The organism is Aeromicrobium sp. MLTX1 (assembly GCF_046452335.1).
In the GTDB taxonomy this organism is placed as follows: Bacteria; Actinomycetota; Actinomycetes; order Propionibacteriales; family Nocardioidaceae; genus Aeromicrobium.
Genome location: NZ_JBKFDN010000003.1, coordinates 142,684 through 168,413 on the forward strand (window position 1 = coordinate 142,684; position 25,730 = coordinate 168,413).

26 protein-coding genes and 1 tRNA gene are annotated in these 25,730 nt (G+C 72.2%); 9 read left to right on the plus strand and 18 right to left on the minus strand.

Annotated features, from left to right (window positions below; translation table 11 throughout):
- Positions 1–104 precede the first annotated feature (104 nt).
- From ACK99Q_RS16155 to ACK99Q_RS16165, 3 genes are read right to left on the minus strand one after another with little or no spacing between them, the layout of a single operon-like run.
- Entirely contained in the window at positions 105–536 is a 432-nt protein-coding gene (locus ACK99Q_RS16155) for a hypothetical protein (RefSeq protein ID WP_410187132.1), read from the minus strand.
- Positions 533–1,657, minus strand: a complete 1,125-nt coding sequence (locus ACK99Q_RS16160; RefSeq protein WP_410187133.1) for an MraY family glycosyltransferase — start codon at positions 1,655–1,657, stop codon at positions 533–535. The genes ACK99Q_RS16155 and ACK99Q_RS16160 overlap by 4 nt, the downstream gene beginning before the upstream one ends.
- On the minus strand, positions 1,650–2,303 hold the full coding sequence (locus ACK99Q_RS16165; RefSeq protein ID WP_410187134.1) for an L-threonylcarbamoyladenylate synthase: 654 nt from the start codon (positions 2,301–2,303) through the stop codon (positions 1,650–1,652). Before ACK99Q_RS16165 ends, ACK99Q_RS16160 begins: the two co-directional genes overlap by 8 nt.
- A gap of 111 nt (positions 2,304–2,414) precedes the next feature.
- On the opposite strand from ACK99Q_RS16165, the gene ACK99Q_RS16170 reads away from it, so the two are divergent.
- Positions 2,415–3,284 (plus strand): DMT family transporter, encoded by an 870-nt coding sequence (locus ACK99Q_RS16170; RefSeq protein WP_410187135.1) that lies wholly within the window; start codon positions 2,415–2,417, stop codon positions 3,282–3,284.
- Between the two features lie 178 nt (positions 3,285–3,462).
- Positions 3,463–4,431 (plus strand): hypothetical protein, encoded by a 969-nt coding sequence (locus ACK99Q_RS16175; RefSeq protein ID WP_410187136.1) that lies wholly within the window; start codon positions 3,463–3,465, stop codon positions 4,429–4,431.
- A gap of 132 nt (positions 4,432–4,563) precedes the next feature.
- On the opposite strand, the gene prmC is transcribed toward ACK99Q_RS16175, so the two are convergent.
- From prmC to rpmE, 3 genes are all read right to left on the minus strand, one after another.
- Complete coding sequence (gene prmC / locus ACK99Q_RS16180) at positions 4,564–5,406, minus strand: peptide chain release factor N(5)-glutamine methyltransferase (RefSeq protein WP_410187137.1); 843 nt, start codon at positions 5,404–5,406, stop codon at positions 4,564–4,566.
- Complete coding sequence (prfA, locus tag ACK99Q_RS16185) at positions 5,403–6,467, minus strand: peptide chain release factor 1 (protein ID WP_410187138.1); 1,065 nt, start codon at positions 6,465–6,467, stop codon at positions 5,403–5,405. Before prfA ends, prmC begins: the two co-directional genes overlap by 4 nt.
- Before the next feature lie 80 nt (positions 6,468–6,547).
- Positions 6,548–6,754 (minus strand): 50S ribosomal protein L31, encoded by a 207-nt coding sequence (gene rpmE, locus ACK99Q_RS16190; RefSeq protein ID WP_179425557.1) that lies wholly within the window; start codon positions 6,752–6,754, stop codon positions 6,548–6,550.
- A 156-nt stretch (positions 6,755–6,910) separates the two neighbouring features.
- Between rpmE and ACK99Q_RS16195 the strand changes: the two genes are divergently transcribed.
- Complete coding sequence (locus ACK99Q_RS16195) at positions 6,911–7,231, plus strand: hypothetical protein (protein WP_410187139.1); 321 nt, start codon at positions 6,911–6,913, stop codon at positions 7,229–7,231.
- Here ACK99Q_RS16195 and ACK99Q_RS16200 read toward each other — a convergent pair whose 3' ends face one another.
- The 9 genes from ACK99Q_RS16200 to ACK99Q_RS16240 all read right to left on the minus strand — a co-directional run bounded on the left by ACK99Q_RS16200 (position 7,232) and on the right by ACK99Q_RS16240 (position 18,178).
- The gene (locus ACK99Q_RS16200; protein WP_410187140.1) at positions 7,232–7,714 is read right to left on the minus strand and encodes a glutathione peroxidase; all 483 of its coding nucleotides are present in this window, start codon (positions 7,712–7,714) and stop codon (positions 7,232–7,234) included.
- An 85-nt stretch (positions 7,715–7,799) separates the two neighbouring features.
- Positions 7,800–9,710 (minus strand): transcription termination factor Rho, encoded by a 1,911-nt coding sequence (gene rho / locus ACK99Q_RS16205; protein WP_410187141.1) that lies wholly within the window; start codon positions 9,708–9,710, stop codon positions 7,800–7,802.
- 154 nt (positions 9,711–9,864) lie between these two features.
- On the minus strand, positions 9,865–10,743 hold the full coding sequence (gene thrB, locus ACK99Q_RS16210) for a homoserine kinase (RefSeq protein ID WP_410187142.1): 879 nt from the start codon (positions 10,741–10,743) through the stop codon (positions 9,865–9,867).
- Positions 10,740–11,804: a threonine synthase gene (gene thrC, locus ACK99Q_RS16215; RefSeq protein WP_410187143.1), complete on the minus strand. Its 1,065-nt coding sequence runs from the start codon at positions 11,802–11,804 to the stop codon at positions 10,740–10,742. The genes thrB and thrC overlap by 4 nt, the downstream gene beginning before the upstream one ends.
- Positions 11,804–13,126, minus strand: a complete 1,323-nt coding sequence (locus ACK99Q_RS16220) for a homoserine dehydrogenase (protein ID WP_410187144.1) — start codon at positions 13,124–13,126, stop codon at positions 11,804–11,806. Before ACK99Q_RS16220 ends, thrC begins: the two co-directional genes overlap by 1 nt.
- A 91-nt stretch (positions 13,127–13,217) precedes the next feature.
- The gene (locus tag ACK99Q_RS16225; protein ID WP_410187145.1) at positions 13,218–14,561 is read right to left on the minus strand and encodes an MFS transporter; all 1,344 of its coding nucleotides are present in this window, start codon (positions 14,559–14,561) and stop codon (positions 13,218–13,220) included.
- Between the two features lie 152 nt (positions 14,562–14,713).
- A complete protein-coding gene (gene lysA, locus ACK99Q_RS16230; protein WP_410187146.1) occupies positions 14,714–16,108 on the minus strand; it encodes a diaminopimelate decarboxylase in 1,395 nt (464 codons plus the stop codon).
- 2 nt (positions 16,109–16,110) lie between these two features.
- Entirely contained in the window at positions 16,111–17,775 is a 1,665-nt protein-coding gene (argS, locus tag ACK99Q_RS16235) for an arginine--tRNA ligase (RefSeq protein ID WP_269306155.1), read from the minus strand.
- A gap of 22 nt (positions 17,776–17,797) precedes the next feature.
- Positions 17,798–18,178: a response regulator gene (locus ACK99Q_RS16240; RefSeq protein WP_410187147.1), complete on the minus strand. Its 381-nt coding sequence runs from the start codon at positions 18,176–18,178 to the stop codon at positions 17,798–17,800.
- A gap of 55 nt (positions 18,179–18,233) precedes the next feature.
- Between ACK99Q_RS16240 and ACK99Q_RS16245 the strand changes: the two genes are divergently transcribed.
- From ACK99Q_RS16245 to ACK99Q_RS16270, 6 genes are all read left to right on the plus strand, one after another.
- Positions 18,234–18,308, plus strand: a tRNA-Arg gene (locus ACK99Q_RS16245).
- A gap of 112 nt (positions 18,309–18,420) precedes the next feature.
- Complete coding sequence (locus tag ACK99Q_RS16250) at positions 18,421–18,864, plus strand: MarR family winged helix-turn-helix transcriptional regulator (RefSeq protein WP_410187148.1); 444 nt, start codon at positions 18,421–18,423, stop codon at positions 18,862–18,864.
- On the plus strand, positions 18,861–19,490 hold the full coding sequence (locus tag ACK99Q_RS16255; protein ID WP_410187149.1) for a hypothetical protein: 630 nt from the start codon (positions 18,861–18,863) through the stop codon (positions 19,488–19,490). Before ACK99Q_RS16250 ends, ACK99Q_RS16255 begins: the two co-directional genes overlap by 4 nt.
- An 80-nt stretch (positions 19,491–19,570) precedes the next feature.
- Complete coding sequence (locus ACK99Q_RS16260) at positions 19,571–20,491, plus strand: ABC transporter ATP-binding protein (RefSeq protein ID WP_410187150.1); 921 nt, start codon at positions 19,571–19,573, stop codon at positions 20,489–20,491.
- Entirely contained in the window at positions 20,488–21,336 is an 849-nt protein-coding gene (locus ACK99Q_RS16265) for an ABC transporter permease (RefSeq protein WP_269306146.1), read from the plus strand. Before ACK99Q_RS16260 ends, ACK99Q_RS16265 begins: the two co-directional genes overlap by 4 nt.
- A gap of 51 nt (positions 21,337–21,387) precedes the next feature.
- Positions 21,388–22,425, plus strand: a complete 1,038-nt coding sequence (locus tag ACK99Q_RS16270) for a GNAT family N-acetyltransferase (protein ID WP_410187151.1) — start codon at positions 21,388–21,390, stop codon at positions 22,423–22,425.
- A 3-nt stretch (positions 22,426–22,428) separates the two neighbouring features.
- Here ACK99Q_RS16270 and ACK99Q_RS16275 read toward each other — a convergent pair whose 3' ends face one another.
- From ACK99Q_RS16275 to ACK99Q_RS16285, 3 genes are all read right to left on the minus strand, one after another.
- Positions 22,429–22,689, minus strand: a complete 261-nt coding sequence (locus tag ACK99Q_RS16275; RefSeq protein WP_410187152.1) for a hypothetical protein — start codon at positions 22,687–22,689, stop codon at positions 22,429–22,431.
- A 152-nt stretch (positions 22,690–22,841) separates the two neighbouring features.
- Positions 22,842–24,956, minus strand: coding sequence for a thiamine pyrophosphate-dependent enzyme (locus ACK99Q_RS16280; protein ID WP_410187153.1), 2,115 nt, complete (start codon positions 24,954–24,956; stop codon positions 22,842–22,844).
- A complete protein-coding gene (locus ACK99Q_RS16285; RefSeq protein ID WP_410187154.1) occupies positions 24,956–25,687 on the minus strand; it encodes an MBL fold metallo-hydrolase in 732 nt (243 codons plus the stop codon). The genes ACK99Q_RS16280 and ACK99Q_RS16285 overlap by 1 nt, the downstream gene beginning before the upstream one ends.
- Positions 25,688–25,730: the final 43 nt, after the last annotated feature.

A 25,730-nucleotide genomic window follows, 5' to 3' on the forward strand; every position in this document is an offset into this window, starting at 1 on the left:
CCGAATCTATCAGGGTCGTTTGCAGCCGCTGCAGGCAGGTCGTGAAAGTTGTCACTTGCTCGCCCGCCGCCCGTTTCCCAGCACGGAGGACACGCTCGGGAGGCTCAGTCGCGACCGGATTCGCCCGGTTCCCCAGCGGTCTTCTCGGGCAGGTCGTACATCGGCGTGCGGTCGCGGGTGGCGTCGACGAGTCGGGCCGTCAGCCACGCCAGTGTGGTGGCGATCACGGTGACCGAGACGGACTCGGGGTCGATCGGGCCGGAGTCGCCCGACGACCGCTGCAGCACCACGAACAGCGCCAGCAGGGCGACCACCTTCGTGAAGAAGAAGATCAGCGCGAACATCATGGACAGGCCCGGCGTGGCCTTGGCGACCGGACCGAGGACCGCCGGTGTGGTGGCGAAGAACGCCAGCACGATGACGCCGCCGATGACCGCGCCCAGGAGCCCCTCGACACCGACGACCACCGTGGCCACGACCGTGCAGACCACGATCACCGCGAGAGCGATCCACGGGGCGAGCTGGCGTCGTTTCACGACCACACCTTCGATTCGAGTCGGGGAAGCAGAAAGATCGCGGCCGTCACGAGCGCCGTGATCAGCGCGATCGCCACGAAGAGCTGCCAGCCGCTGAACAGGCCCACCGCGACCACGCCGAACGCGACGAGCGCCGCGGCCGCGTACATCAGCAGCACGGCACGACGGTGCGAGTGCCCGATCTCGAGCAGCCGGTGGTGGATGTGCATCTTGTCGGGGCTGAACGGCGACCGCCCCGCACGGGTGCGCCGCAGCACGGCCAGCCCCATGTCGAGGAACGGGATCGTCAGGATCGCGAACGGCAGGATCAACGGGAGTATCGCCGCCGGCAGCAGGCTGGAGTCGGCCCCGCCGATGCCCTCGGACAGGCTCGTGGCCGGGAACTGGCCGGTGAGGCTGATCGACGAGCACGCCAGGACGAAGCCCAGCAGCATCGATCCGGAGTCGCCGATGAACATGCGGGCCGGGAAGAAGTTGTGGGGCAGGATGCCCAGGCACGCGCCGGCGAGGCTGATCGTGAGCAGCGCGGCCGCGACGGCGCGGGTCTCGCCGTTCTCCACGGCGAGCACGAACGCGTAGATGAAGAAGGCGATCGACCCGATCGCGGCCATGCCGGCGGCCAGTCCGTCGAGCCCGTCCACGAAGTTCATCGCGTTGGCCGTGGCCACGATGAGGAAGACGGTCAGGATCATCGCCTGCGCCTGGTCGAGACCCAGGTAGGTGTTCGGCAGCGGCAGGTAGACGAAGTGCAGGCCCATCGCCACGGTGATCACGCCCGCCAGCACCTGGCCGGCGAACTTGCTGAGCGCGTCGAGCTCGAAGAGGTCGTCGATGATGCCGACGATGCAGATCACGCTCGCGCCGACGAGGACGGCGCGGACGTCGGCGTAGAGCGACTCGTCGCCGCCGGAGAGGAACGGCAGGTGGGTGGCGGTCAGGTACGCCGCGACGAGTCCGCCCAGCATCGCCGGGCCGCCGAAGTACGGCGTGGGGATGGCGTGGACGTCGCGGTCGCGCACCTGGGCGACGGCGCCGAGCTGCTGGGCCGTCTGCCGCGCGATCGACGACAGCAGGTACGCGACGCCGATCGCGACGCCGAAGACGACGAGGTACTCACGCACCGGCTCCACCGCCGGCGGGCTCGATCGTGTTGTTGTAGCGGTGCAGCGTGGCGAGCTCGATCGCTCCCTGGCGCAGCACGCGCGGCACGGGGCCCGTGACGTCGAGGATCGTGGACGGCGTGGAGCCGGCGGACGGACCGCCGTCGAGGTAGACCTTCACGGACTCCCCCAGCATGGCCTCGGCTTCGTCGGCCGACGTGGCCGCGGGGCGACCGCTCAGGTTGGCGCTGCTGACCGCGCTGGGGCCCGACCGCCGCAGGACCGCGCGCGTGCGCTCGTCGTCGGGGACGCGGACCGCCACGGTGCCGTGCGTCTCGCCGAGGTCCCAGGTGAGCGACGGCTGGGCGCGGAACACCACGGTGAGCGGGCCCGGCCACAGGTCCTCGAGCATCGTCTGCAGCCACGCGGCGGGCCGCTCGGCGACGAGCGCGTCGAGCGTGGCCGGATCGGCGATGAGGACCGGCGGCGGCATGTCACGACCGCGACCCTTCGCCTCGAGCAGACGCGCGACGGCCGTCGAGTCGAAGGCGTCGGCGGCCACGCCGTAGACCGTGTCGGTCGGCAGCACGACGAGCGCGCCCTCGCGCAACGCCGAGACCGCCGCCTCGACACCCTCGTCGAGCTCGGTCGCGCAGTCGAACCTCATGGGTCAAGGTTAGGGGTCGACACCGGCACCCACGGCGCGGGATGCCGCCGGGGGGATCGTTAGAATCGTCAGGATGCGTTCCTCCAGGCTGGTCACCACCGACGTGGCGCGATGACCCCGTCCCCCACGCTGGCCGCCGTCCTGGCCCTGAGCTCGGCGCTCGGGTTCGCCTTCTCGACCTCGTTCCAGCACCTCGCCGCCGGACGCGTGCACCTCACCGTGACGCATCCCCTGCTCGTGCTGCTCCAGCTGGTGCGGAGCCCACGCTGGCTGGCCGGCAGCTCGATCGGCCTCATCGCCTGGCTGCTGCACGCGGTCGCCCTCAACCTCGGCACCCTGTCGCTCGTCCAGCCGATCATCCTGCTGGGCGTCGTGCTCGCGGTGGTCGTGAGGTCGGCGCTCGACCGCCGCTGGCCGCGCCGCAACGAGCTGGCCGGGGTGCTCGTCACGATCGTGTCGCTCATCGCCGTGGTCTCCGTGGCCGACACCAACCACGGCGGCGCGATGGCGCCCACCGGCCTGATGCTCGCGGTGGCGGGCACTGGCGTCGCGATCGCGCTCGTGGTGACGCGCTTCGCGAACGAGCTCCCGCGGCGCGGCATGGCCGCCTTCTTCCTCGGCATGACCGCGGGCATGCTGTTCGGCATCACGGCCTGCCTGATGAAGGTGGTCGGCAACGCGATCGGTGACCACGGCGTCCCCGGGTTCCTCGGCACCTGGTCGCCGTGGGTGCTGCTGGCGTGCGCGTTCCTCGCGATGTCGCTCAACCAGCGGGCCTACCAGCTGTCGCGCCTTTCGCACTCGATGCCGGTGCTGAACGTGACGTCGGTGCTGCTGTCGATCCTGCTCGGCGCGCTGCTCTTCGACGAGTCGCTGCCGACCTCCCCCGCCACCCTGGCCCTCCAGGCGATCGGTCTCGTCGGCATCGCGTGGGGCCTCTACCGGATCGCCGACGCCGGCCCCCGGGCCCGCGTCGCCTGACCTCCGCCCGGCACCCGCGCTCGCTCCCGCGCCGCCAGACCCGCGAGTGGCGCAAATCTGCCCGCCACTCGCCGAGTGGCGGGTGATTCTGCGCCACTCGTGACCCTGGTTTGCGCCACTCGGGCGGCCCTGTGGATGGCGGTTCGACGAGCGCGCGCCGACGCCCGACGCTGACGCGATGGAACCCATCCTCCATCGCAACGCCGCCGCGCACGGTCAGACCCTCAAGCAGCTCCGCAGCCAGTCGTTCTCCCACCCGGTGAACGGCGTCGCGGTCGCGGCCAGCGAATCCGACGACCTGCGTACGCGTACCCGCGCCGCGCTGATGGTGATGCCCGACCACGCGGTGGCCACCCACCTGACCGCGGCGACGCTGCGTGGCTGGGCTGTCCCCCGCGGCATCGCCCTTCCGGTGATCGTCTGCACCGACGGCGAAGCTCCACACCTCGATCGGCGTGGCGTCTACGTCCGCCGCTGCGGGATCCCGCCGAGGCACCGCACCGTCGTCGATGGGATCGCCATGGCGTCGGCCGAGTGGACGATCGTGGAGCTCGCGGAGACGTTGAGCCTCATCGACCTCGTGACGGTCATCGACTCGGCCCTCGCCGCCGGACACACCACGGTGCCGCACCTGCGCGAGGCCCTGGTGCCCGGGCGACGCGGCGTGCGGGTGCTGCGGCGCGCACTCGAGTACTGCGACGGGCGCAGCCAGTCGGCCGGCGAGACCGCGCTGCGACTGGTCCACACGCTCAGCGGCATCTCCGTCGACTCGCAGGTCGAGCACCGTGAGCACGACGGAACCCTGATCCTCGCGCTGGACCTCCTCGTCCGTGGCACGTCCTACGCGCCCGAGTTCGACGGCGCCGACCATCGCGATCCACGAACGCATCGGCGTGATCTCCGCCGCGAGCGGCTGCTGCACCGGCTCGGCATCCAGCGCGCCGGCTACACCTTCGTGGAGATCAGTCGCCAGCCCGAGGAGATCGTGCGTATGGCGGCCGAGGCGATGGGGACGCCCGGGCGATTCTCGGCGGTCGACGCGCGCGTCGAGATCGACCGGTCGAGCCTCACCCGCGCGGGGGTGGCGGCCCTGCAGGAGCGGTTGGCGCGGTTCGCCCGGACGAGCTCTCCGCGAGCCCGTCCGTGAGGACCGCGAGTGGCGCAAACCGGGGTCGCGAGTGGCGCGGAATCGCCCGCCACTCGGCGAGTGGCGGGCAGATTTGCGCCACTCGCGGTTCAGGGGGGCCGGGAGGCGCGGAGGGGCCGGGGGCCGGCGGGGCTAGGGGCGGCGGGCGGTGACGTAGCGGGGGCGGTCGGCGAGGTCGGCGTGGTCGCGGACCTCGGCCCAGCGGGTGGTGAAGACCGCGGGGGCGGACTCGCCCTGGGCGTCGGCGTGCTCGGCGCCGACCACTCCCCCGGAGCGCAGCAGCCGCCAGGCCACCTGCTCGACGACGCGCATCGCGTCGAGGCCGTCGTCGCCGGACCACAGCGCGAGCTGCGGGTCGTGGTCGCGGGCCTCGGGCGCCACCGACTCCCACGCGTCGAGCGGGATGTACGGCGGGTTCACCACGACCACGTCGACCGTGCCGTCGAGGTCGCCGAACGCGTCGGCCATGTCGCCGCGGCGCAGGTCGACGCCCGTGCCGTCGAGGTTGCGCAGGGCCCAGCCGTAGGCGGACTCGTCGAGCTCCACCGCGTGCACCCGGGACTCGGGCACCTCGTGGACCACCGACAGCGAGATCGCGCCGGACCCGGCGCACAGCTCCACCACGACCGGCGGGCGGCCCTGCGCCAGGACCTCGCGAGCCGAGTCGATCGCCCACCCGGCGAGGAGCTCGGTCTCGGGGCGGGGCACGAAGACGCCCGGCCCGACCTCGACGTCGACGTAGCGGAACGCGGCCGAGCCCGTGATGTGCTGCAGCGGCACGCGGCGGGCACGGGCGTCGATCATCTCGAGGTACGTCCGGCGCTGGGCGTCGTCGACCCGCGCGGTCAGGGTCAGCAGCGCGCGCGGCGTGCCCGTGACGTGGCTGAGCAGGACCTCGGCGTCGTGGCGCGGGGACGCGACCCCGCCCTCCTCGAGCCGCGCGGCGGCGTCCTCGAGCAGGCGGCGGGTGCTCATCCGCGGTCCTCCAGGGCGGCGAGCCGCTCGGCCAGGTCGGCCTCGACGAGCGAGCCGATGACGTCGTCGAGGGCGCCGTCGATCACCTGGTCGAGGTTGTAGGCCTTGAAGCCCGTGCGGTGGTCCGAGATGCGGTTCTCGGGGAAGTTGTACGTGCGGACGCGCTCGGAGCGGTCGACCGTGCGCACCTGCGAGCGGCGGGCGTCGGCGGCCTGCGCGTCGGCCTGCGCCTGCGCGGCGTCGAGCAGCCGGGAGCGCAGGATCCGCATCGCCTGCTCCTTGTTCTGCAGCTGCGACTTCTCGTTCTGGCAGCTCACGACGATGCCCGTGGGCAGGTGCGTGATCCGCACCGCGGAGTCGGTGGTGTTGACGCTCTGGCCGCCGGGGCCCGACGAGCGGAACACGTCGATGCGCAGGTCGTTGTCGTTGATCTGGACGTCGACGTCCTCGGCCTCGGGCAGCACCAGGACGCCCGCGGCCGACGTGTGGATGCGACCCTGCGACTCGGTGACGGGCACCCGCTGGACGCGGTGCACGCCGCCCTCGAACTTCAGCAGGGCGTACGGGGCCTCGCCCGGCTCGGGCGTGCCCTTGGCCTTCACCGCGGCCGTGACGGACTTGTACCCGCCGAGAGCCGTCTCGGTCGAGTCGAGCAGCTCGACCTTCCAGCCGTGCTGCTCGGCGAAGCGCGAGTACATCCGCAGCAGGTCGCCGGCGAACAGCGCCGACTCGTCGCCGCCCTCGCCGCCCTTGATCTCGAGGATGACGTCCTTGCCGTCGGCGGGATCGCGCGGCGCGAGCATCCGCTCGAGGCGCTCGGCGAGCTCGGGGACCCGACGCTCGAGGGCCTCGGCCTCCTCGGTCATGTGGAGCTCCTGCGCGGCGACGAGGTCCTCGCGGGCCTCCTGCCACTCGCGGTAGACGCGGATGATCGCGGTGAGCTCGGCGTAGCGACGTCCGAGGTCGCGCGCACGCCGCGCGTCGGAGTGCACGGCCGGATCGGCCAGCTGCTGCTCCAGCTCGGCGTGCTCGTCGATCAGCGTCTCGACGGCTTCGAACACGTCGTCACCTCCTTGCCTCGGGTGCCCGGACACGACAACGGCGCCGATCGCTCCGTAGAGCGACCGGCGCCGGAGAAGTCCTACTTCTTGCCGTAGCGCTTCTCGAACCGGGCCACGCGGCCGCCGGTGTCGAGGATCTTCTGCTTGCCCGTGTAGAACGGGTGGCAGGCCGAGCAGACGTCGGCGCGGAGGGTGCCCTCGGTCGCCGTGCTGCGGGTGGTGAACGAGTTGCCGCAGGTGCAGGTGACCTGGGTCTCCACGTACGCGGGGTGGATGTCCTTCTTCATGATGTCCTCTCGTGTGGTCGCCGGGTCGGGACGCGGGGCGCGGACCGTGAACCGGAACCAAGGATCGATTGTGCCAGTCGGCATTGGCATAACCCAAATCGGGGCCCGGGTGTTCCCGGCGTCCCGGAAAACCCGCCACCCCCTACTATGACCTCCATGAGCACCGGGAGACTGAAGACCATCCTCGTCACCCTGGTGATGCTCGTCGTCATCGGCGGTGCCGGCGTCTACATCGCGAGCGAGTACGGCCGCTCCCGTGCCATCACGGTCATCGCGGCCATCGGGCTCGTCGCCGCCCTCACGTGGGTGGTGCTCGCGGTGGTCTCGATCACGACCGCCACCCGCGCCCGTCGCGTGGTGTCCGAGGAGGACACCACGCTGCGCAACGAGCAGCGGCCCGTGGCGCGCCGCACGATCCTGCCGGGCGACGACCAGCAGGTGGGCCGTCGCCGCCGCAAGGACTCCTCCGACTCCTGATCAGGCCGGCAGCAGAGCCTCGATGTCCTGGGCGATGTCCTGCGGGCTCGTCGTGGAGCCGTAGCGCTTGACGACGTTGCCCTCGGGGTCGACGAGGAACTTCGTGAAGTTCCACTTGATCGCGCCGCCGAGCACGCCCTTCTTCTCGGACTTGAGCCACTGGTAGAGCGGGTGGGCGTCCGAGCCGTTCACCTTCACCTTGGAGAACATCGGGAACTGGACGCCGAACTGCGACTCGCAGAACGTGGCGATCTCGCCGTCGGCACCCGGCTCCTGGCCGCCGAACTGGTCGCACGGGAAGCCCAGCACGACGAAGCCGCGCTCGGCGTACGTGTCGTAGAGGTCCTGCAGGGGTCCGTACTGCGGCGTGAAGCCGCACTGCGAGGCGGTGTTGACCACGAGCGCGACCTTGCCGCGGTAGTCGGCCAGCTGCTGCTCGATGCCGTCGATGGTGGTGGCGCTGAAGTCCCAGGCGGTCGTCATGCCGCGAGCCTAGCGACGAGGGCCCGGTCCCCTGACGGGAACCGGGCCTTCGTGGATCGGCGGGACGGCTCAGGGCCGCCTGAGGTCAGCTCTGACCGTCGTTGGACCCGCCCGGCATCGTCTTGTTGATCTCCATGAGGAACTCGACGTTGTTCTGCGTCTTCTTGAGCTTGCCCAGGATGAGCTCGAGGCCCTGCTGGCCCTCCAGGCCCGAGAGCAGGCGGCGCAGCTTCCACACGATGGCGAGCTCGTCGCGGGCCATCAGCAGCTCCTCGCGGCGCGTGCTGGAGGCGTCGACGTCGATCGCCGGGAAGATGCGCTTGTCGGCGAACTCGCGGCGCAGGCGCAGCTCCCAGTTGCCGGTGCCCTTGAACTCCTCGAAGATCACCTCGTCCATGCGCGAGCCGGTCTCGATGAGCGCGGTGGCCAGGATGGTCAGCGAGCCGCCGTCCTCGATGTTGCGCGCGGCGCCGAAGAACTTCTTCGGCGGGTACAGCGCCGAGGAGTCGACGCCACCGGACATGATGCGGCCCGACGCGGGCGCGGCCAGGTTGTAGGCACGACCCAGGCGCGTGATGCCGTCGAGCAGCACGACGACGTCGTGACCCAGCTCGACGAGGCGCTTGGCGCGCTCGATCGCCAGCTCGGCGACCGTGGTGTGGTCGGAGGCCGGGCGGTCGAACGTCGAGGCGATGACCTCGCCCTTGACGGTGCGCTGGAAGTCGGTGACCTCCTCGGGACGCTCGTCCACCAGGACGATCATCAGGTGGCACTCGGGGTTGTTCTCGGTGATCGCGTTGGCGACCTGCTGCATCACCATCGTCTTGCCGGCCTTGGGCGGCGAGACGATGAGGCCGCGCTGGCCCTTGCCGATCGGCGAGACGAGGTCGATGACGCGACCGGTCATGCCGCCGGCCTGACCCTCGAGGCGCAGGCGCTCCGACGGGTACAGCGGCGTCAGCTTGGAGAAGTCGACGCGGCGCTTGGCCTCCTCGGCGTCCGACCCGTTGACCGAGTCGACCTTGACCATCGGGTTGAACTTCTCCTTGCGCTCGCCCTCGCGGGGCTGGCGCACCTGACCGGTGATCGCGTCGCCGCGACGCAGGCCGAGCTTGCGCACGAGCGACATCGAGACGTAGACGTCGTTCTCGCTGGGCAGGTAGCCCGTCGTGCGCACGAACGCGTAGTTGTCGTGGATGTCGAGGATGCCCGCGGCCGGCACCAGGACGTCGTCCTCGGTGAAGGTGGGGTTGTCCTCGAGGCGGCCACTGCCACCACGGTTGCGGCCCCGGCGGTTGCGGCGGCGTCCGCCGTCGTCGTCGCGGTTCTGGTCGCGGTTGTCGCGGTTCTGGTCGCGGTTCTGGTTGTCGCGGTTGTCGCGGTTCTGCTCGCGGTTGCCGGCGCCCTGGCCCTGGGCACGGCTCTGGTTGCCGCCCTGGTCCTGGCTCCGGTTCTGGTTGCGGCCCTGGCCGCGGCCCTCGCGGTCGCCGGACTCGCGGCGATCGCCCTTGTCCTGGGACTTGTCGCCCTGGGTCTTGTCGCCCTGGCCGCGGTCGTTCTGGCCCTTGTCGGCCTTCTCGCCCTGCGGCTTGTCGGCCTTGGCGGGCTTCTCGGCCTGGTCGGCCTTCGCCTCGACCGGCTCGGCCTTCACGGCCTCGGCCTGCGGGGCGTCGCCGGCGGCCGGCTCGGCGGCGGCGGCCTTCTTGCCTCGGGCGGGGCGCGAGGTCTTCGTCTCGGCGGGCACGTCGACGAGCGTGTCCTGGCTGGCGCGGGGCGCCTCGGCCGGCTTCGCGTCGCCGCGAGCGGTCTTGATGGCGTCGATCAGCTGGCCCTTGCGCATCTTGGCGGCGCCTTCGATGCCGAGGCCGTTGGCGATCTCCTGGAGCTCGGCAATCACCTTGCCGCCGAGCGCTCCGCCGGACTTGCGGGGAGCCTTCGCGGGGGCCTTGTCGGCACCCTCCGCGGGAGTGGGATCGACCGTGGTTGATTCCGTCACACGTTGTCCTTATCGGGAGGCCACGTTCCTGCCGACGCCGGTCGGGTTCGCCGACGGTGCGTCGCGTTCAGGATCGCCCGTATCCGACGGGCTCAGAAGTGGCATGGTGTCGGGGAGAGAAACTCGACTCCGACGCCTTCACTGTAACACGCACTCACGACGCGACGTGGGCACCTTCGGGCGACACGCGCAGCTCGCGTCGCGCCCATCCGGACGGGGTCCAGTCCTCGAGTCCGTGCGCGAACGCCAGCACGGTGGGGCCGGCTCCGGAGATCACCGCCGGCACCCCCTCGACCCGCAGCTGGCGGACCAGCTTGTACGAGTCGGGCATGGCCTCGGCGCGGTAGGTCTGGTGCAGCCGGTCCTCGGTGGCGGAGATCAGCCGCTCGGGCGCGGTGGTCAGCGCCGCGACCAGCAGGGCGGCGCGTCCGGCCGTGAACGAGGCGTCGCCGTGCGGCACGGTCGCGGGCAGGAGGCCGCGGGCCACCGACGTGGGGACGGGCTCAGGCGGCACGAACACCGTGACCTCGGCCTCGACGTCGAGTCGCTGGGTCTCGGCTGCCGCGCCCTCGATCCACGAGATCGTGAAGCCGCCGAACAGCGCCGGCGCGACGTTGTCGGGGTGGCCCTCGAGATCGTTCGCCAGGCCGAACATCGTGCGGTCGTCCATGCGGTCCTCGCCACCGACGACGAGCGCACGCGCCAGCACGAGACCGGCCGCGATCGCCGCAGCGGAGGAGCCGAGGCCGCGACCGTGCGGGATCGTGTTGCGGCACGACAGGTGCAGGCCGGCGGGCTTCTCGGCCATCAGGTCGAACGCGGCGTCCATCGCGCGGTAGAGCAGGTGGGTCTCGTCGCGGGGCACCTCGTCGGCGCCCTCTCCCTCGATGTCGAAGGTCAGGCCGGAGGTCGTGACCTCGGCGGTGACCTCGTCGAACCAGCTCAGCGCGAGGCCGAGGGAGTCGAAGCCGGGGCCCAGGTTGGCGCTCGTCGCCGGGACCCTGACGGTGACCGGCACGTCGACGAAGGTCATGCGAGACCGGCCGCCTCCGCGGCCGCGTGCACGTCGGCGTCGACCACCGTGTCGACGACCGAGCCGATCTGCGACAGCGGCGTGTCGATGTCCTTGAGGCCGTGGCCCGTGACGGTGATCGAGATGGTCAGGCCGGTGGGCACGTCGCCCGCCTCGACCGCGGCCAGCAGGCCGGCGACGCCCGCAGCGGACGCGGGCTCGACGAAGATGCCCTCGTGGCGGCCGAGCTCGCGCTGGGCGTGCAGGATCTGCTCGTCGGTGACGGCCTCGATCCGGCCGCCCGACTCGTCGCGGGCGTTCTCGGCGAGGGTCCACGACGCCGGGTTGCCGATGCGGATCGCGGTGGCGATCGTCTCGGGGTTCGCGACGACCCGGCCGCTCACGAGCGGCGCGGCGCCGGCGGCCTGGAAGCCCCACAGCTGCGGGCGCGAGCTCGCGACGCCGTCCTCGTGGTACTCCACGAAGCCCTTCCAGTACGCGCTGATGTTGCCGGCGTTGCCGACGGGCAGCACGTGGATGTCAGGGGCCTTGCCCAGGACGTCGACGATCTCGAACGAGGCGGTCTTCTGGCCCTCGAGACGCATCGGGTTGACCGAGTTCACGAGCGCGACCGGGTACTCCTTCGCGAGGCCGCGCGACATGTTCAGACAGTCGTCGAAGTTGCCGCGGACCTGGATGATGTCGCCGCCGTGCATGACCGCCTGGGCCATCTTGCCGGCGGCGATCTTGCCCTGCGGGACGAGCACGATGGGCGTGAGTCCCGCCCGCGCCGCGTAGGCGGTCATGGACGCCGACGTGTTGCCGGTGGAGGCGCACACGACGGCCTTCGCACCCTCGGCGAGGGCCGCGCTGATCGCCGTGGTCATGCCGCGGTCCTTGAAGGAGCCCGTGGGGTTGTTCCCCTCGACCTTGACGAAGACGTCGCCGCCGACGAGCCCCGACAGCCACGCCGAGTGGACGAGCGGCGTGCCGCCCTCCCCCAGCGACACGGCGGTCGCCCCGGCGTCGAGCGGGATCCGGTCCCGGTACTCCTCGATGACTCCGCGCCACGGGCTGGCCATCACGACACTCCTTCGACTCGCATGACCGACGAGACCCCGCGCACCATGCCCAGCTCGCGGACCTGTCGCACGGTGGCCGCCAGGGCGGCGTCGTCGGCCTCGTGGGTGACGACGACGAGCTGGGCGTCGCCGCCGCGGCCCTCCTGGCGGACCGTCTTGATCGAGACGTCGTGGACGGCGAAGGCCTCCGCGACGGCGGCCAGCACGCCCGGACGGTCCTCGACGTCGATCTGGACGTGGTACCGCGTGCGGGCCCGGCCCATGTCGAGCACCTCGACCTGCGCGTGTGCGGTCTCGCCCGGGCCGAAGACGCCGTCGACGCGGTGGCGGGCCACGGTGACGACGTCGCCCAGGACCGCGCTCGCGGTGGGCGCTCCGCCGGCGCCGGGGCCGTAGAACATGAGCTGGCCGGCGGCCTCGCTCTCGACGAAGACCGCGTTGTAGGCGCCGCGGACGCTCGCGAGCGGGTGGGTCGACGGGATCATCGCCGGGTGCACGCGGACGGACACCGCGGTCCCCTCGGGATCGATCTCGCAGATCGCGAGCAGCTTGACGACCGAGCCGATCTCGCCGGCCGAGCGCACGTCGGCGGCGGTGACCTCGGTGATGCCCTCGCGGTGCACGTCGCCGATCGTGACGCGCGTGTGGAAGGCGAGTCCGGCGAGGATCGCGGCCTTGGCGGCGGCGTCGAAGCCCTCCACGTCGGCGGTGGGGTCGGCCTCGGCGTAGCCCAGCCGCTGCGCCTCGTCGAGGGCCTCGTCGAAGCCCGCGCCGGTGGTGGTCATGGCGTCGAGGATGAAGTTCGTGGTGCCGTTGACGATGCCCAGGACGCGCTCCACCTTGTCGCCGGCGAGGGACTCGCGCAGTGGGCGGACGATCGGGATGGCACCGGCCACGGCGGCCTCGTAGTAGAGGTCGCGCTCGGCCTTGACCGCCGCCTCGTAGAGGGTGTCGCCGTCCTCGGCGAGCAGCGCCTTGTTGGCCGTGACGACCGACGCGCCGCTCTCGAGCGCGGCGAGGATCAGCTCGCGGGCGGGCTCGATGCCGCCGATGACCTCGATGACGACGTCCAGGTCGCCGCGGGTCACGAGCGCCCTGGCGTCGGTGGTGAACAGGTCGGACGGGAGGTCGAGGTCGCGGGCGCGGTCGAGGCGGCGGACCGCGATGCCCACGAGCTCGACGGGGGCGCCGATGCGGCGACCCAGCTCCTCGGCGTCGCGGACGAGGAAGCGGGCGACCTCTGTGCCGACGACGCCACAACCGAGCATCGCGATGCGGATCGGGCGGGCTCCGGCAGGAGCCTCGGGCGAGGTCGTGGTCACCCGAGCAGCCTATCGGCCGCCGGACGCCGCCAGACCCGGGAGGGCGAAGGATGGGACGGGCCCACCGCGCAGGCCCGCCGGCCCCTCCACCTCACGACTCGCGCAGGCGCCCGCTGAGGACCACCGAGCCGAGGGCCACGAGCGGCGCGACGCCGAGCACGACGGCGAACGCCTCCTCGCTCGAGCGCGTCAGCAGCGCGGCGAAGACGGCACTGCCCAGCGCCAGGCCCATCGCCTGCACGACGGCGTCGTTCGTCTGCATGGCGGCGCTCGCCGCACCGTGCTCCCCCGGCGGTGCGGTCTCGAGCAGCAGCACCGAGAGCGTCGACGTCGCCATGCCCATGCCGAGGCCGGCCAGCGGCCACAGCAGCACGAGCGCCGTCAGCGGCAGCGCCTCGACGAGGACCAGGACGCCCGCGAGGCTGCCGATGGCGACGAGGGTGGTCCCGATCCGGACGCGCCGGTGCTTGTCGGCGAGCGCGGGCACGTTGGCGGCCAGCCACGAGCCGCTGAACCACAGCACGGCGCCGCCCGTGAGGAACATGCCGCCCTGCGTCGGGGTGAGGCCGCGGTGCTCCACGAGCGCCAGCGGCAGGTAGGCCTCGACGCCGAAGAACGCCAGCGAGACGACGCCGCGGGTCGCGATGACCGTGGGCAGGCCGCGGCGGCCGGTCCACGTGCCCGCCGGCAGCAGGGGCGGGACGACGAGAACCGCGGTCACGAGGCCGAGCAGGAGCAGCGCCCACCAGCCGTCGAAGCCGCGCTGGCCCGCGACGCTCACCGCCAGGACGGCGAGCGCGCCCAGGCTCGCCAGCCCGACGCGGCGAGCGCTGAGTCGCACGTCGGACTGCGCGCCCGGGGTGCCGAGCGCCGGGGTCAGCAGCCCGGCCGCCAGCAGCGCGGGCACGATGGCGCCGAGGACGGCCCAGTGCCAGCCGAAGGTCTCGGCCACCCAGCCGGCGACCGGCGGACCGACGAGCGCGGGCAGCACCCACGCCGACGTCAGGACGACGAAAACCCGCGGGCGGATGTGCTCGGCGAACGCCTGCCCGACGAGCACGTAGAGCGCGACGGTGGTCAGTCCCGAGCCGAGGCCCTGCAGGGCACGCCCGACGACGAAGACCTCCATCGTCGAGGCGGTGCCCGAGACGACCAGGCCGACGACGAATCCGGCGACGCCGGTCAGCAGCGGGACGGTGGGTCCCTCGCGGTCGCACCACGGGGCCGAGACCGTCATCGTGACCACCGAGGCGGCCAGCATGACCGCGAACGAGACGCCGACGAGGGACAGGCCGTCGAGGTCCGCCGCCACCAGCGGCAGAGCCGTGGCGATCGCGTAGGACTCGAACGCGAAGAGGAACGCCGTGGCGAAGACGCCGGCCACGACCGCGCCCTGCGGGCCGGTCCACAGCCGCTCGCGCGTCACCGTGCTCATCGGTGGGTCTCCTTCGGAACGGGGACGTGGAGTCCTCCGTGGTGGTGCAGGCGTACGGCGCGCATCGCTCTCCTTCGTGGGTTCGACGCCCAGCCAACAACCTCAACCGCGGTTGAGGTCAAGCCGGCGCCGACCCGGCGCGCCGTACGGGGTCAGTCGACGTCGAGAGCGAGGAGGTCGTCCTCGGTCTCGCGGCGCAGGATGAGGCGCGCCTCGCCCTCGCGGACGGCCACGACCGCGGCACGCGGCACGTGGTTGTAGTTGCTGGCCAGCGAGCGGCAGTAGGCGCCCGTGCCCGGCACGGCGAGCAGGTCGCCCGCGGCGACGTCGGACGGCAGGAACTCGGACTTCACGACGATGTCGCCGGACTCGCAGTGCTTGCCCACGACCCGGGCGAGGACCGGACGGGCCTCCGAGGCGCGCGACGCGAGGGTGCACGAGTAGTCGGCGCCGTAGAGCGCGGGACGGATGTTGTCGCTCATGCCGCCGTCGACCGACACGTACATGCGCGAGCCGCCGCCGTCGAGACCGACGGCCTTGGTGGTGCCGATCTCGTAGAGCGTGAACGTGGACGGACCCGCGATCGCGCGACCGGGCTCGATCGACAGCTGCGGGACGTCGATCCCCAGCGCGGCGCACTCGTCGGTGACGATCTTGACGATCTCGCGGCCGAGGTCCTCGGGGGCGCGGGGGTCGTCCTGCGTCGTGTAGGCGATGCCGAACCCGCCGCCGAGGTCGAGCTCGGGCGCGGTGACGCCGAGCTCGCGGGCGATCTGGTCGTGCAGGCGCAGGACGCGACGCGCCGCGACTTCGAAGCCGTCGGTGACGAAGATCTGCGAGCCGATGTGCGAGTGCAGGCCCAGGAAGTCGAGCCCGTCGGCCGCCAGCACGCGGCGCACGGCCTCGAGCGCGGCGCCGTCGGAGATCGAGAAGCCGAACTTCTGGTCCTCGTGCGACGTGGAGATGTACTCGTGCGTGTGCGCCTCGACGCCCGCGGTGACGCGCACCATCACGGGCGCCCGCACGCCGAGCTCGGCGCTGAGCGCGGCGAGCCGCTCGATCTCCTCGAACGAGTCGATGACGATCCGGCCGACGCCGACCTCGAGGGCCCGGCGCAGCTCGGCGACCGACTTGTTGTTGCCGTGGTGCCCGATGCGGGCGGGCGGGAAGCCGGCGCGCAGCGCGACCGCCAGCTCTCCCCCGGTGCACACGTCGAGATTGAGGCCCTCCTCGGCGATCCAGCGGGCCGTGGCCACGCACAGGAACGCCTTGCCGGCGTAGTAGACGTCGGCGTCGGGGAAGGCGTCACGGAACGCGCGGGCCCGCGAGCGGAAGTCGTCCTCGTCCACCACGTAGAGCGGCGTGCCGAACTCCTGGGCCAGCTCGGCCGCGGTCTCGCCGGCGACCGTGAGGACGCCGTCGACCTTGCTCACGTTGGCCGACCACAGGTGCGGGACGAGCTCGTTCGCGTCGTCGGGCTCGCGCAGCCACTCGGGGCCACGGGTGCCGGCCTGGCCGTGCAGGGCTCCAGCCTCGTGCGATCGCATCGTCACATCCGTTCCGGCGCCGAGACGCCCAGCAGGCCGAGGCCGTTGGCGAACACCTGACGCGTGGCCGAGACCAGCACGAGGCGGGCGCGGTGCGTGTCGGTGGCCTCCTCGTCGCCCTGCGGCAGCACGCGGCACACGTCGTAGAACTTGTGGAAGGTCGAGGCCGTGTCCTCGAGGTAGCGGGCCACGCGGTGCGGCTCGCGCAGCTCGGCGGCGCGCTGGACGACGCGTGGGAACTCGGCGAGCGCGCGCAGCAGGTCGCCGGCGCGCTCCTCGACGAGCAGCGACGGGTCGAACGCGCCGAGGTCGGCCGTGAGGCCCAGGTCGGCGCCGTTGCGCAGGATCGACGACAGCCGCGCGTGCGCGTACTGGACGTAGTAGACGGGGTTGTCGTTGCTGGCGCTGGCCCACAGGTCGAGGTCGAGGTCGATCGTGGAGTCGGTGGAGTACCGCGCCAGCGCGTAGCGGGCTGCGTCGACGCCGATCGCGTCGACGAGGTCCTCGAGCGTGATGACGGTGCCCGCGCGCTTGCTCATCCGCAGCGGCTGGCCGTCGCGCAGCAGGTTGACCATCTGGCCGATGAGGATCTCGAGGTTGACGCCCGGCTCGTCGCCGAACGCGGCGCACATCGCCATCATCCGCGACACGTAGCCGTGGTGGTCGGCGCCGAGCATGATGATCGCCCGGTCGAAGCCACGCTCGCGCTTGTCGAGGTAGTACGCCAGGTCGCCCGAGATGTAGGCCGGCTTGCCGTCGGACTTGATGACGACGCGGTCCTTGTCGTCGCCGTAGTCCGACGTGCGCAGCCACTGCGCGCCCTCGGACTCGTACATCTTGCCCAGCTCGGTGAGGCGGGCGATCGCGCGATCCACGGCGCCGGTCTCGTGCAGGTGGTTCTCGTGGAAGAAGACGTCGAAGTCGACGCCGAAGTCGTGCAGGCTGCCCTTGATCTCGGCGAACATCTGCTCGACGCCCTCGGCGCGGAACAGCTCGGCGGCCTCGTCGTCGGGCAGCGCGGCGGCATCCGGGTGGTCCTCGACGATGCGGGCGGCGATGTCATGGATGTACTGGCCGCCGTAGCCGTCCTCGGGGGCGTCCTCGCCACGCGCCGAGGCGAGCAGCGACCGCGCGAACCGGTCGATCTGCGCGCCGTGGTCGTTGAAGTAGTACTCGCGGGTGACGTCGCCGCCACTGAACTGCAGCAGTCGGCCGAGCGAGTCGCCGACGGCCGCCCAGCGGACGCCGCCGATGTGGATCGGTCCGGTGGGGTTCGCGCTGACGAACTCGAGGTTGATCCGCTGGCCCGCGTAGAGGTCGTTGCGGCCGTAGCCCTCCCCCGCGTCGAGCACGACGCGGGCGATCTCGCCCTGGGCGCCGGCGGCGACCCGGATGTTGAGGAAGCCGGGGCCCGCGACCTCGGCGCCGGCGATGCCGTCGTCCGTGGCCAGCTCGGCGGCGAGCAGCTCGGCGAACTCGCGCGGGTTCATGCCGGCCTTCTTGCCCAGCTGCATCGCGATGTTGGTGGCGTAGTCGCCGTGCTCCTTGACCTTCGGTCGCTCGACGCGGACCTGGGTGGGAACCGGGTCGGGGAGGGTCACGCGGCCGGCGTCCACGAGGGACGTCAGGGCCGCGACGATGGCGTCGGAGAGCTGGTCGGGGGTCACCGACACAGCCTATCGGCGTCGTCTACGCGCGGGATTGCAGGACCCGGCGCACGGTCTCGACGAGGTTGTCGGGGTCGAACGGCTTCGTGACGTAGTCGTCGACGCCGGCGGCCGCGGCCCGGTTGAGGTCGATCTGCTGGCTCTGGGTGGACACCATCACCAGTCCGATGCCGGCGTAGCGCGGGTTCGAGCGGATGCGCGTGATCGCCGTGACGCCGTCCATGCGCGGCATCATCATGTCCATCGTGATGACGTCGGGCAGGCTCTCGAGGTCGCGCAGGGTGTCGAGGCAGTCCTGGCCGTCCTCGGCCTCGATCACGTCGAAGCCGGCCAGCTCGAGGTTGGTGCGGATGAGGAAACGGATGGACGCCGTGTCGTCGACGACCAGCACGGTGGGGGGCACGGGGACCACGCTACCGGTGCGCTACCTTGGTTCTCGCGACGTCACGCCGTGAACGGCCCCCGTAGCTCAGGGGATAGAGCACCGCCCTCCGGAGGCGGGAGCGCAGGTTCGAATCCTGCCGGGGGCACCACGCACGAGGAACAGCGCAGCACCAGGATCCGTCCCGCCAGGGGCGGATCCTCTTGCTTTCCCGGGGACCCGCGAATTGCTGAAGGTGCTACATCGTGAAGTAGACTCATCACATGGAGTCCCGCGCCACGTCCGTGCTCGACAAGCTGCTGCTGCTGTCGAGCCTCATGTCGGCCGACCTGACCCGCTTCGAGCAGGAGTCGGGTCTCACCACCGCCCGCACGCACCTGCTCTGGGTCCTCGGGCTGTCCGGGCCCAGCACCCAGCAGGCGCTCGCCGCCGCGCTCGACGTGACGCCGCGCAACGTCACGGGCCTTGTGGACGGGCTCGTGGCGTCGGGGCACGTCACGCGCGAGCCCCATCCCACCGACCGCCGGGCCATCCTCGTCACCCCGACCACCCGGGGCCGGCAGGCCATCGACGACCTCAGGTCGAGTCACGCCGACCTGGCCGCCCAGCTCTTCGGGGACGTCCCCGACACGCGCCTGACCACCTTCGAGTCCACGCTCGACGAGACCATCGCGACCTTCCGCCGCCTGATGGAGGAGAGCTCGTGAGCGCGCGCCGGCTCCTCGACCTCGGGCGCGAGGCGGTCCTGATGGAGCTCGCGCTGTACCGGTCGCTCGGGCGCTGGATCGCCCGGCGCCCGGACGTGCCGGCGGGCGCCACTCCCCTCGGCTACGCCCAGCTCGTCGGCCCGATGCTGTGGCTGTGGATCCTCGGCTCGGCCACGGAGACCGTCGCGGTCGAGCTGGTGCTGCGGCACGTCGACGCCGGCTGGGCCGAGGCGATCCGGCTCCCCCTGCTCGTGCTCGGCATCTGGGGCGTGCTGTGGATGCTCGGCATGCTGGCGTCCTACCGCGTGCGGCCGCACCTGCTGGAGGCCGACCACGTCCGCGTCCGGAACGGCGCGCGCACGTGGGTGGACGTCCCCCTGGCTGCCGTGGCGCGCGCCCGCTCGGTCGAGCACGAGCTCCCGGGGACCATCCGAGCCGTGCACCACGAGGACGGCCTGCTGCTCGTCGGCGTGAGCGGCCGGACCAACCTCGAGCTCGATCTCGGCGGCCCCACGGTGCTGCGCTCGTCGAGGGGCGAGGTCATCGCCGACCGCGTCGGCCTGTGGGTCGACGAGCCGCGCGACGTCGCCCGCGAGCTGACCTCCCGGATCGCCGTCCGCCCCTGATCGAGCCCCCGCCTCGACCTTGTTGCGCGTGGCGCACGCGTACTAGGTTCGGACGAACACCTTCGACCGAGAGCGAGTCCGTGGACCCAGCCCCTGCGCAGGACCCACCCGTCGTCACCGCAGCCGACCTGCGGATGTCCTACGGCGAGAAGGAGGTGCTGAAGGGGCTCGACTTCGAGGTCCGGCGCGGCGAGGTCGTCGCGCTGCTGGGCCCGAACGGAGCCGGCAAGACCACCACGATCGAGATCCTGGAGGGCTTCCGCAAGCCGTCGGACGGCGACGTGCGCGTGCTCGACGCGGTGCCGCTGACCGCCGACGAGGCCTGGCGCTCGCGTGTCGGCGTCGTGCTGCAGTCGTGGCGCGACCACGGCCGGTGGAAGGTGCGCGAGCTGCTCGAGCAGTTCGGCTCCTACTACGCGCCGTACGCCACGCCCGGCCGCGAGCGGCCGTACGACACCGACGACCTGCTCGACCGCGTCGGCCTCACGCCGCAGGCCGACGCGAAGGTCAAGTCCCTCTCGGGCGGACAGCGCCGGCGGCTCGACGTCGCGATCGGCATCGTCGGCCGGCCCGAGGTGCTGTTCCTCGACGAGCCCACCGTGGGCTTCGATCCGGTGGCCCGGCGCGACTTCCACGCGCTCGTCGACCGACTCAGCGACCTCGAGGACACCACGATCCTGCTCACGACCCACGACCTCAACGAGGCCGAGAAGCTGGCCGACCGGATCCTGATCCTCAACCACGGCCGAATCGTGGCCGACGGCAGCGCCGCCTCGCTCGCCGAGCAGATCTCGGGCACCACCGAGGTGCGCTGGACCCAGCACGGCACGCCGCACACGCAGACCACCGCCGACGGCACCGCGTTCGTGCGCGAGCTCCTCGCGCGCCACCCCGACGGCATCGCCGACCTCGAGGTGCGGCGGTCGACCCTGGAGGACACGTACCTGGCCATGGTCGCCCGGCACGAGGAGTCCGACGAGCAGCAGGAGGTGCCGGCATGAGCGCATCCGACGTCGCCGTCCGGTCGGGCCTGAGGCGCGGCTGGATCGAGTTCCGCAACAGCCTGCGCGCCCCTGAGGACCTCACGTACTACGTGTTCCTCAACGGCATCCTCGCGCTGGTGCTGTACCTCAACCGCAACAACATGATCGAGGACGCCGACATCAGCGTGGCCCACTTCATCGTGCCCAACGCGCTCGCGATGATGGTGGTCTTCGGCGCCGCCTACGGGCTGGCCACCGCGGTCACCACCGAGCGCGAGGACGGCACCCTGCTGCGCGCGAAGAGCGTGCCGCACGGCATGCGCGGCTACGTGGTCGGGCAGTCCGCCCGGGTCACGTACGAGACCGTCTTCGGCTCCGCGATCATCCTCGTCGCCGCCACCGTGCTCATCGACGGACTCTGGCACCGCGGCGTCCTCGGCCTCCTGGGCGTGGTCGGCCTGATCGTGCTGGGCCTGCTCGCCTGCGCGCCGATCGGCTTCGTGCTGGGCTCGATCTTCAAGAACCCGCGCTCGGTGGGCGGCTGGGGCATGGTCGTCATCGGCGCGCTCGTCTACGCCTCGGGCATCTTCAGCACCGGCGGACTGCCCCGCTGGGTGGAAGTCATCGGCCAGCTGTTCCCGCTGCACTGGCTCGCCGCGGGGATGCGCGCGGCGCTGCTCCCGGACTGGGCGGCGACGCTCGAGCCGGGCGGCGAGTGGCGGGTCTGGCAGGCGGTCGCGGTGCTGACCGTGTGGACCGTGATCGGGCTCGTCCTTGCGCCACGGCTGCTGCAGCGGATGGCCCGCCGCGAGTCCGGATCGGCCGTCGCCGCACGGCGCGACAAGGCACTCACCCGCGTGTGACCTTCCCCCGTGGGGGCGACGCCCGGAGTCGCTTCCACCACAATGGACCCGATGCCCGACACCACGAGCGCGACCCACGACGACCTGCCGACCCTCCCGAGCCCGTGGCGTGCCCGGGTTCCCGGGTACTCCGACATCGACGCCCTCGTGGCCCTCAGACGGCTCGACGAGCTGCAGGGCACCGGTGAGGCACACGTCGATCCGGCGGGCATCGAGTCCGAGGTCGCCGGCCAGGCCTCGTGGACCCGGCGCCAGCTCGTGGCCGTGGGCGAGGACGACGTCCCCCGCGCCTGGATCACGGTGCACGACCGCGCCGCCGGCCGTGCCCTCATCTGGGGCTACTTCGACCGCGACGTGCCCGAGATCGACGCGATCGCCGCGGCGTTCTACCGCTGGGCCGAGTCCGCCGCCGTGACGATGGCGCGCTTCCGCGGGATCAGCGCCACGCGGCTCGACGAGAGCCCGTTCGCCGGCGACACACGCCAGGCGGGCTGGCTCACCGACGCCGGCTACGCCAAGCGGCGCACGTGGCTGCACATGGAGCGGCCCGTCACGGCCGACGAGGCCGCGCTCGAGCCCCGCGCCGGCGTCACCGTGCGGCCGGTCGAGCGGCACGAGAACGGAATGCCGGTGGCCGCCGACCTGCAGGTGGTCCACCAGATGCTCGAGACCTCGTTCCAGGACCACTTCAACTCGTACCGCGAGAGCTTCTCGGAGTTCGTCCAGCGCATGCGCGAGGATCCCGCGCACAGCTGGGACCACTGGTGGCTCGCGTACGTGGACACCGACGGGGGTCACCACGTGCCGGCCGGCACGGTCGTGTGCTCGTCGAGCGCGGCGCCCGAGGGTGGCACGCAGGGCACCTACGTGGAGTACATCGGCGTCACGCGTGCCGCTCGGGGTCGCGGCGTGGCCAAGTCGCTGCTCGCCACGGTGATCGCCGACGCCGCCCGCAACGGTCGCGACCGCGTCTCCCTCGAGGTCGACGCGGACTCGCCCACCAAGGCCGACGAGCTGTACCGCTCGCTGGGCTGGGAGACCGACTACGTCACCGAGTCCTGGTTCAAGGACCTCGACCTCGGCGACTGACGGTCAGCTCCCGGCGGGGCTGGTGCGCTCGCGCAGCCACGTCGTCGTGCCGGGCTCCAGGCCGCGCAGCTTCGGCCTGCGGTCGACCGGCGTCACGATGAGCGCCGCGTCGTCGGGCAGCGACCACTTGATCGCGTGGTAGACGACCGACAGCGTCTCGGAGCTCTCGACCAGCAGCAGCCCCGGCGCGACCTCGCGCGCCTCCACCCACGGCCCTTCGAGGTCCTCGGGCTCCCGTTCCGTCCACGCCAGGTACACGCTCACGCGACCATCCTGTCGGGCTCCGCGCACCCGCGCACGGGACCGCCGATTCCCCGGTTACGTGGGTTCGCCCTCACTTCCCGGGGATCGCAACCCCCGGGAAGTGACAGGAAACCCACGTAACCGGGGAAACCGTCACCGGCCGGCGGGGGGCGTCAGGCCATCAGGCCGAGGGCGGCGCGGACGATCTCGTCCTCGCCCAGCAGGACCTGGTCGGAGGCGGGTCCGAGGGGGATGAAGCTGTCGGCGCTCGCGACGCGGTCGATGCGACCCGGGTGGCGGGCCGCGACGAGGGTGCTGACGACGCCCTCCCCCACCCCGCCGGAGTGACGCGTCTCGTCCACCACGAGCACGCGGTCGAAGCCGCGGCACGCGTCGACGATCTGCTCCTCGGGCAGCGGCGCGAGCCAGCGCAGGTCGACGACGGTGGCCTCGACCCCTCGACCGCGCAGCACCTCGGCGGCACGCCGGCTCATGAACGTGCCGTTGCCGAAGGTCAGCATGACGAGGTCGCGCCCGTCGCCGTGCACGCCGAGCTCGCCCGGGGCGATCACCGCGTCTTCGGACGGCGGCGCGGTCCACAGCCCGTCGCCGTCCTCGTGGAGGTCGCGCGAGTGGTAGCGGGCGATGGGCTCGAGGTAGACGCAGACCCGACCCTCGCGCGCCAGCCGATGACAGGCGCGCAGCAGGCCGGGCGCGTCGGCGGGATGGCTCGGCACCGCCAGCACCAGGCCCGGGATGTCGCGCAGCACGGCGACCGAGTTGTCGTTGTGGAAGTGACCACCGAAGCCCCGCTGGTACGCCAGCCCGGCGATCCGCACCACCATGCCGTTGCGGTACTGCCCCGCCGAGAAGAACGCGAGCGAGGCGGCCTCGCCGCGCAGCTGGTCCTCCGCGTTGTGCAGGTAGGCCAGGTACTGGATCTCGGGGATCGGCACGAAGCCCGCGAGCGCGGTGCCCAGCGCCGTGCCCAGGATCGTCTGCTCGTCGAGGAGCGTGTCGAAGACCCGCTGCCCGCCGAACCGCTTGCGCAGCCCGCGGGTGACGCCGTAGACGCCGCCCTTGACCGCCACGTCCTCGCCGAACAGCAGCGTCTCGGGGTGGTCCTCGAGCAGCTCGCCGAGCGTCGCGTTGATCGCCTGCGCCAGCGTGCGCCGGGAGCCCTCGACCTCGCGCTCCGGCACCGACTCGAACCGCGGCAGCGCGAGCGGCGCGACGACGGCTGCCCGCGAGTCGAGTCGCGGCTCGCCGATGATCTCCTCGGCCTGGGCCATGACGCTGCGGCGCGTGCTCTCGTAGGCCTCGAGTGCCTCGGCGCCGGTCATCGCCCTGGCGTCCACGAGGGCGCGGGTCGTGGCGACGAGCGGGTCCTGGTCGTAGTCGGCCTCGATCCGCCTGCGCGTGCGGTAGGCGACCTCGGCGTCGGAGCCCGCGTGGCCCTGGAACCGCACGGTGCTGAGGTGCAGCACCCCGGGCCGGCGGCTGGAGCGGACGGCGTCGAGCGCGTCCTGCGTCTGACGCAGCAGGCCGACGGGGTCGTCGCCGTCGGCCGCGCGGTACTCGATCCCCGGCAGGCCCTCGAGCATCGCGCCGGGCCAGCCCTCGGGCGACGCCGTGCTGATGCCGATCCGGTTGTCCTCGCACACGAACAGCACGGGGCACGCGAGCCCACGGTGGGTCAGGTAGGCGGCCGCGTTGAGCGCGCCGACCGCCGTGGAGTGGTTGACCGAGGCGTCCCCGAAGCTGCACAGCACGACCGCGTCCTCGGGCCAGGCGGTGTGCCGTCCGAGGCGTCGCGCGAAGCCCAGACCGAGGCCCAGCCCCACCGCGCGCGGCAGGTGCGAGCTGATCGTGGAGGTCTGCGGAACGATGCTCAGCGCCGGGTGCCCGAACACCTTGTGCCGTCCACCCGACATCGGGTCGCTGCGCGCGCTGGTGAGGCTCTGCAGGATCGCCCGCACCCCGTCGTCGCGCCCCGCCCTCGCCGACCGTGCGGCGTACAGGCCGCCGGACCGGTAGTGCAGCAGCGCCGGGTCGCTCACCTCGGACAGCAGGCCCAGCGCCGCGTTGCTCTCGTGGCCGGCGGAGCCGATCGTGTAGTGCCCCTCGCCGCGCCCCTGCAGCCAGCGGGCCGCGAAGTCGAGGTGGCGGCTCTGCACCTGCGCCGCGAACAGCTGGCGCAGGGCCACCACGTCGACGTCGCGGGCGGCCTCGGCGTCGGGCAGCAGGTCGGGCAGGGTACGGACGACGTACTCGTCGATCGTCTCCATCAGGCACTCAGCGCCTGGCCGACCGCGCGGGCGATCGGGACGTGGGCCGCGGGACCGTGACCCGGCAGGACGAGGTCGGCGTCGAGCAGCGCGAGGTCGGGCAGCGTGGCCCGCAGCCGCGCCGTGTCGTGGTGGAAGAACGCGTCGATGGCCTGCGGCCCCTCGACCGGGCTCAGCGAGTGCCCCGTGACGAGCGCGTCGCCGGTGGCGACGGCGCGCTGCGCCGGGAAGTGCAGGGCGATGTGTCCCGAGGTGTGCCCGGGCAGCGACACCGGCACCGGGGAGCGCGGGATGTCGAGCGGCTGCCCCGGCACGACGGCCTCGACCGTTTCGACGCGCGGATGGCCCGACGCGCCCAGCCGTGCGATGCCGAGCGCCCACCGCAGCACGCGCGGGCGCCAGGCGCGCAGCAGGACGTCGGTGGTGGTGGCGCTCTCGATCCGCTCGCCACGCAGCATCGGCACCTCGTCGGCCCCCGCCAGCACGCGCACGCCGCGGGCTGCCAGGGCCGGCATGGACCCGGTGTGGTCGACGTGGTTGTGGGTCACGACGAGGGCCTCGACCTGCTCCATCGTGGCGCCCGCGCGCCGCACGGACTCCTCGACGAGGCCGGCCTGGCCGGGGTAGCCGCAGTCCACGAGCGCGGCGCGGTCTCCCTCCACCAGGACGATCCAGTTGACGTACTCGGTGCGGGCGAACCAGATCCCGTCGGCAACCTCGGTGACCTCCACGGCTCGAACCTAGGAGCCCGCGCAGGCCGTGTCCACGGACGCG

Excerpts from the sequence above, each read along its gene's own strand:
- ACK99Q_RS16165 (WP_410187134.1), bottom strand. The coding sequence starts at position 2,303 with ATGAGGTTCGACTGCGCGACCGAGCTCGACGAGGGTGTCGAGGCGGCG.
- ACK99Q_RS16170 (WP_410187135.1), top strand. The coding sequence starts at position 2,415 with ATGACCCCGTCCCCCACGCTGGCCGCCGTCCTGGCCCTGAGCTCGGCG.
- ACK99Q_RS16175 (WP_410187136.1), top strand. The coding sequence starts at position 3,463 with ATGGAACCCATCCTCCATCGCAACGCCGCCGCGCACGGTCAGACCCTC.
- prmC (WP_410187137.1), bottom strand. The coding sequence starts at position 5,406 with ATGAGCACCCGCCGCCTGCTCGAGGACGCCGCCGCGCGGCTCGAGGAG.
- rpmE (WP_179425557.1), bottom strand. The coding sequence starts at position 6,754 with ATGAAGAAGGACATCCACCCCGCGTACGTGGAGACCCAGGTCACCTGC.
- ACK99Q_RS16195 (WP_410187139.1), top strand. The coding sequence starts at position 6,911 with ATGAGCACCGGGAGACTGAAGACCATCCTCGTCACCCTGGTGATGCTC.
- ACK99Q_RS16200 (WP_410187140.1), bottom strand. The coding sequence starts at position 7,714 with ATGACGACCGCCTGGGACTTCAGCGCCACCACCATCGACGGCATCGAG.
- thrB (WP_410187142.1), bottom strand. The coding sequence starts at position 10,743 with ATGACCTTCGTCGACGTGCCGGTCACCGTCAGGGTCCCGGCGACGAGC.
- thrC (WP_410187143.1), bottom strand. The coding sequence starts at position 11,804 with ATGGCCAGCCCGTGGCGCGGAGTCATCGAGGAGTACCGGGACCGGATC.
- ACK99Q_RS16225 (WP_410187145.1), bottom strand. The coding sequence starts at position 14,561 with ATGAGCACGGTGACGCGCGAGCGGCTGTGGACCGGCCCGCAGGGCGCG.
- lysA (WP_410187146.1), bottom strand. The coding sequence starts at position 16,108 with ATGCGATCGCACGAGGCTGGAGCCCTGCACGGCCAGGCCGGCACCCGT.
- ACK99Q_RS16250 (WP_410187148.1), top strand. The coding sequence starts at position 18,421 with ATGGAGTCCCGCGCCACGTCCGTGCTCGACAAGCTGCTGCTGCTGTCG.
- ACK99Q_RS16265 (WP_269306146.1), top strand. The coding sequence starts at position 20,488 with ATGAGCGCATCCGACGTCGCCGTCCGGTCGGGCCTGAGGCGCGGCTGG.
- ACK99Q_RS16270 (WP_410187151.1), top strand. The coding sequence starts at position 21,388 with ATGCCCGACACCACGAGCGCGACCCACGACGACCTGCCGACCCTCCCG.
- ACK99Q_RS16280 (WP_410187153.1), bottom strand. The coding sequence starts at position 24,956 with ATGGAGACGATCGACGAGTACGTCGTCCGTACCCTGCCCGACCTGCTG.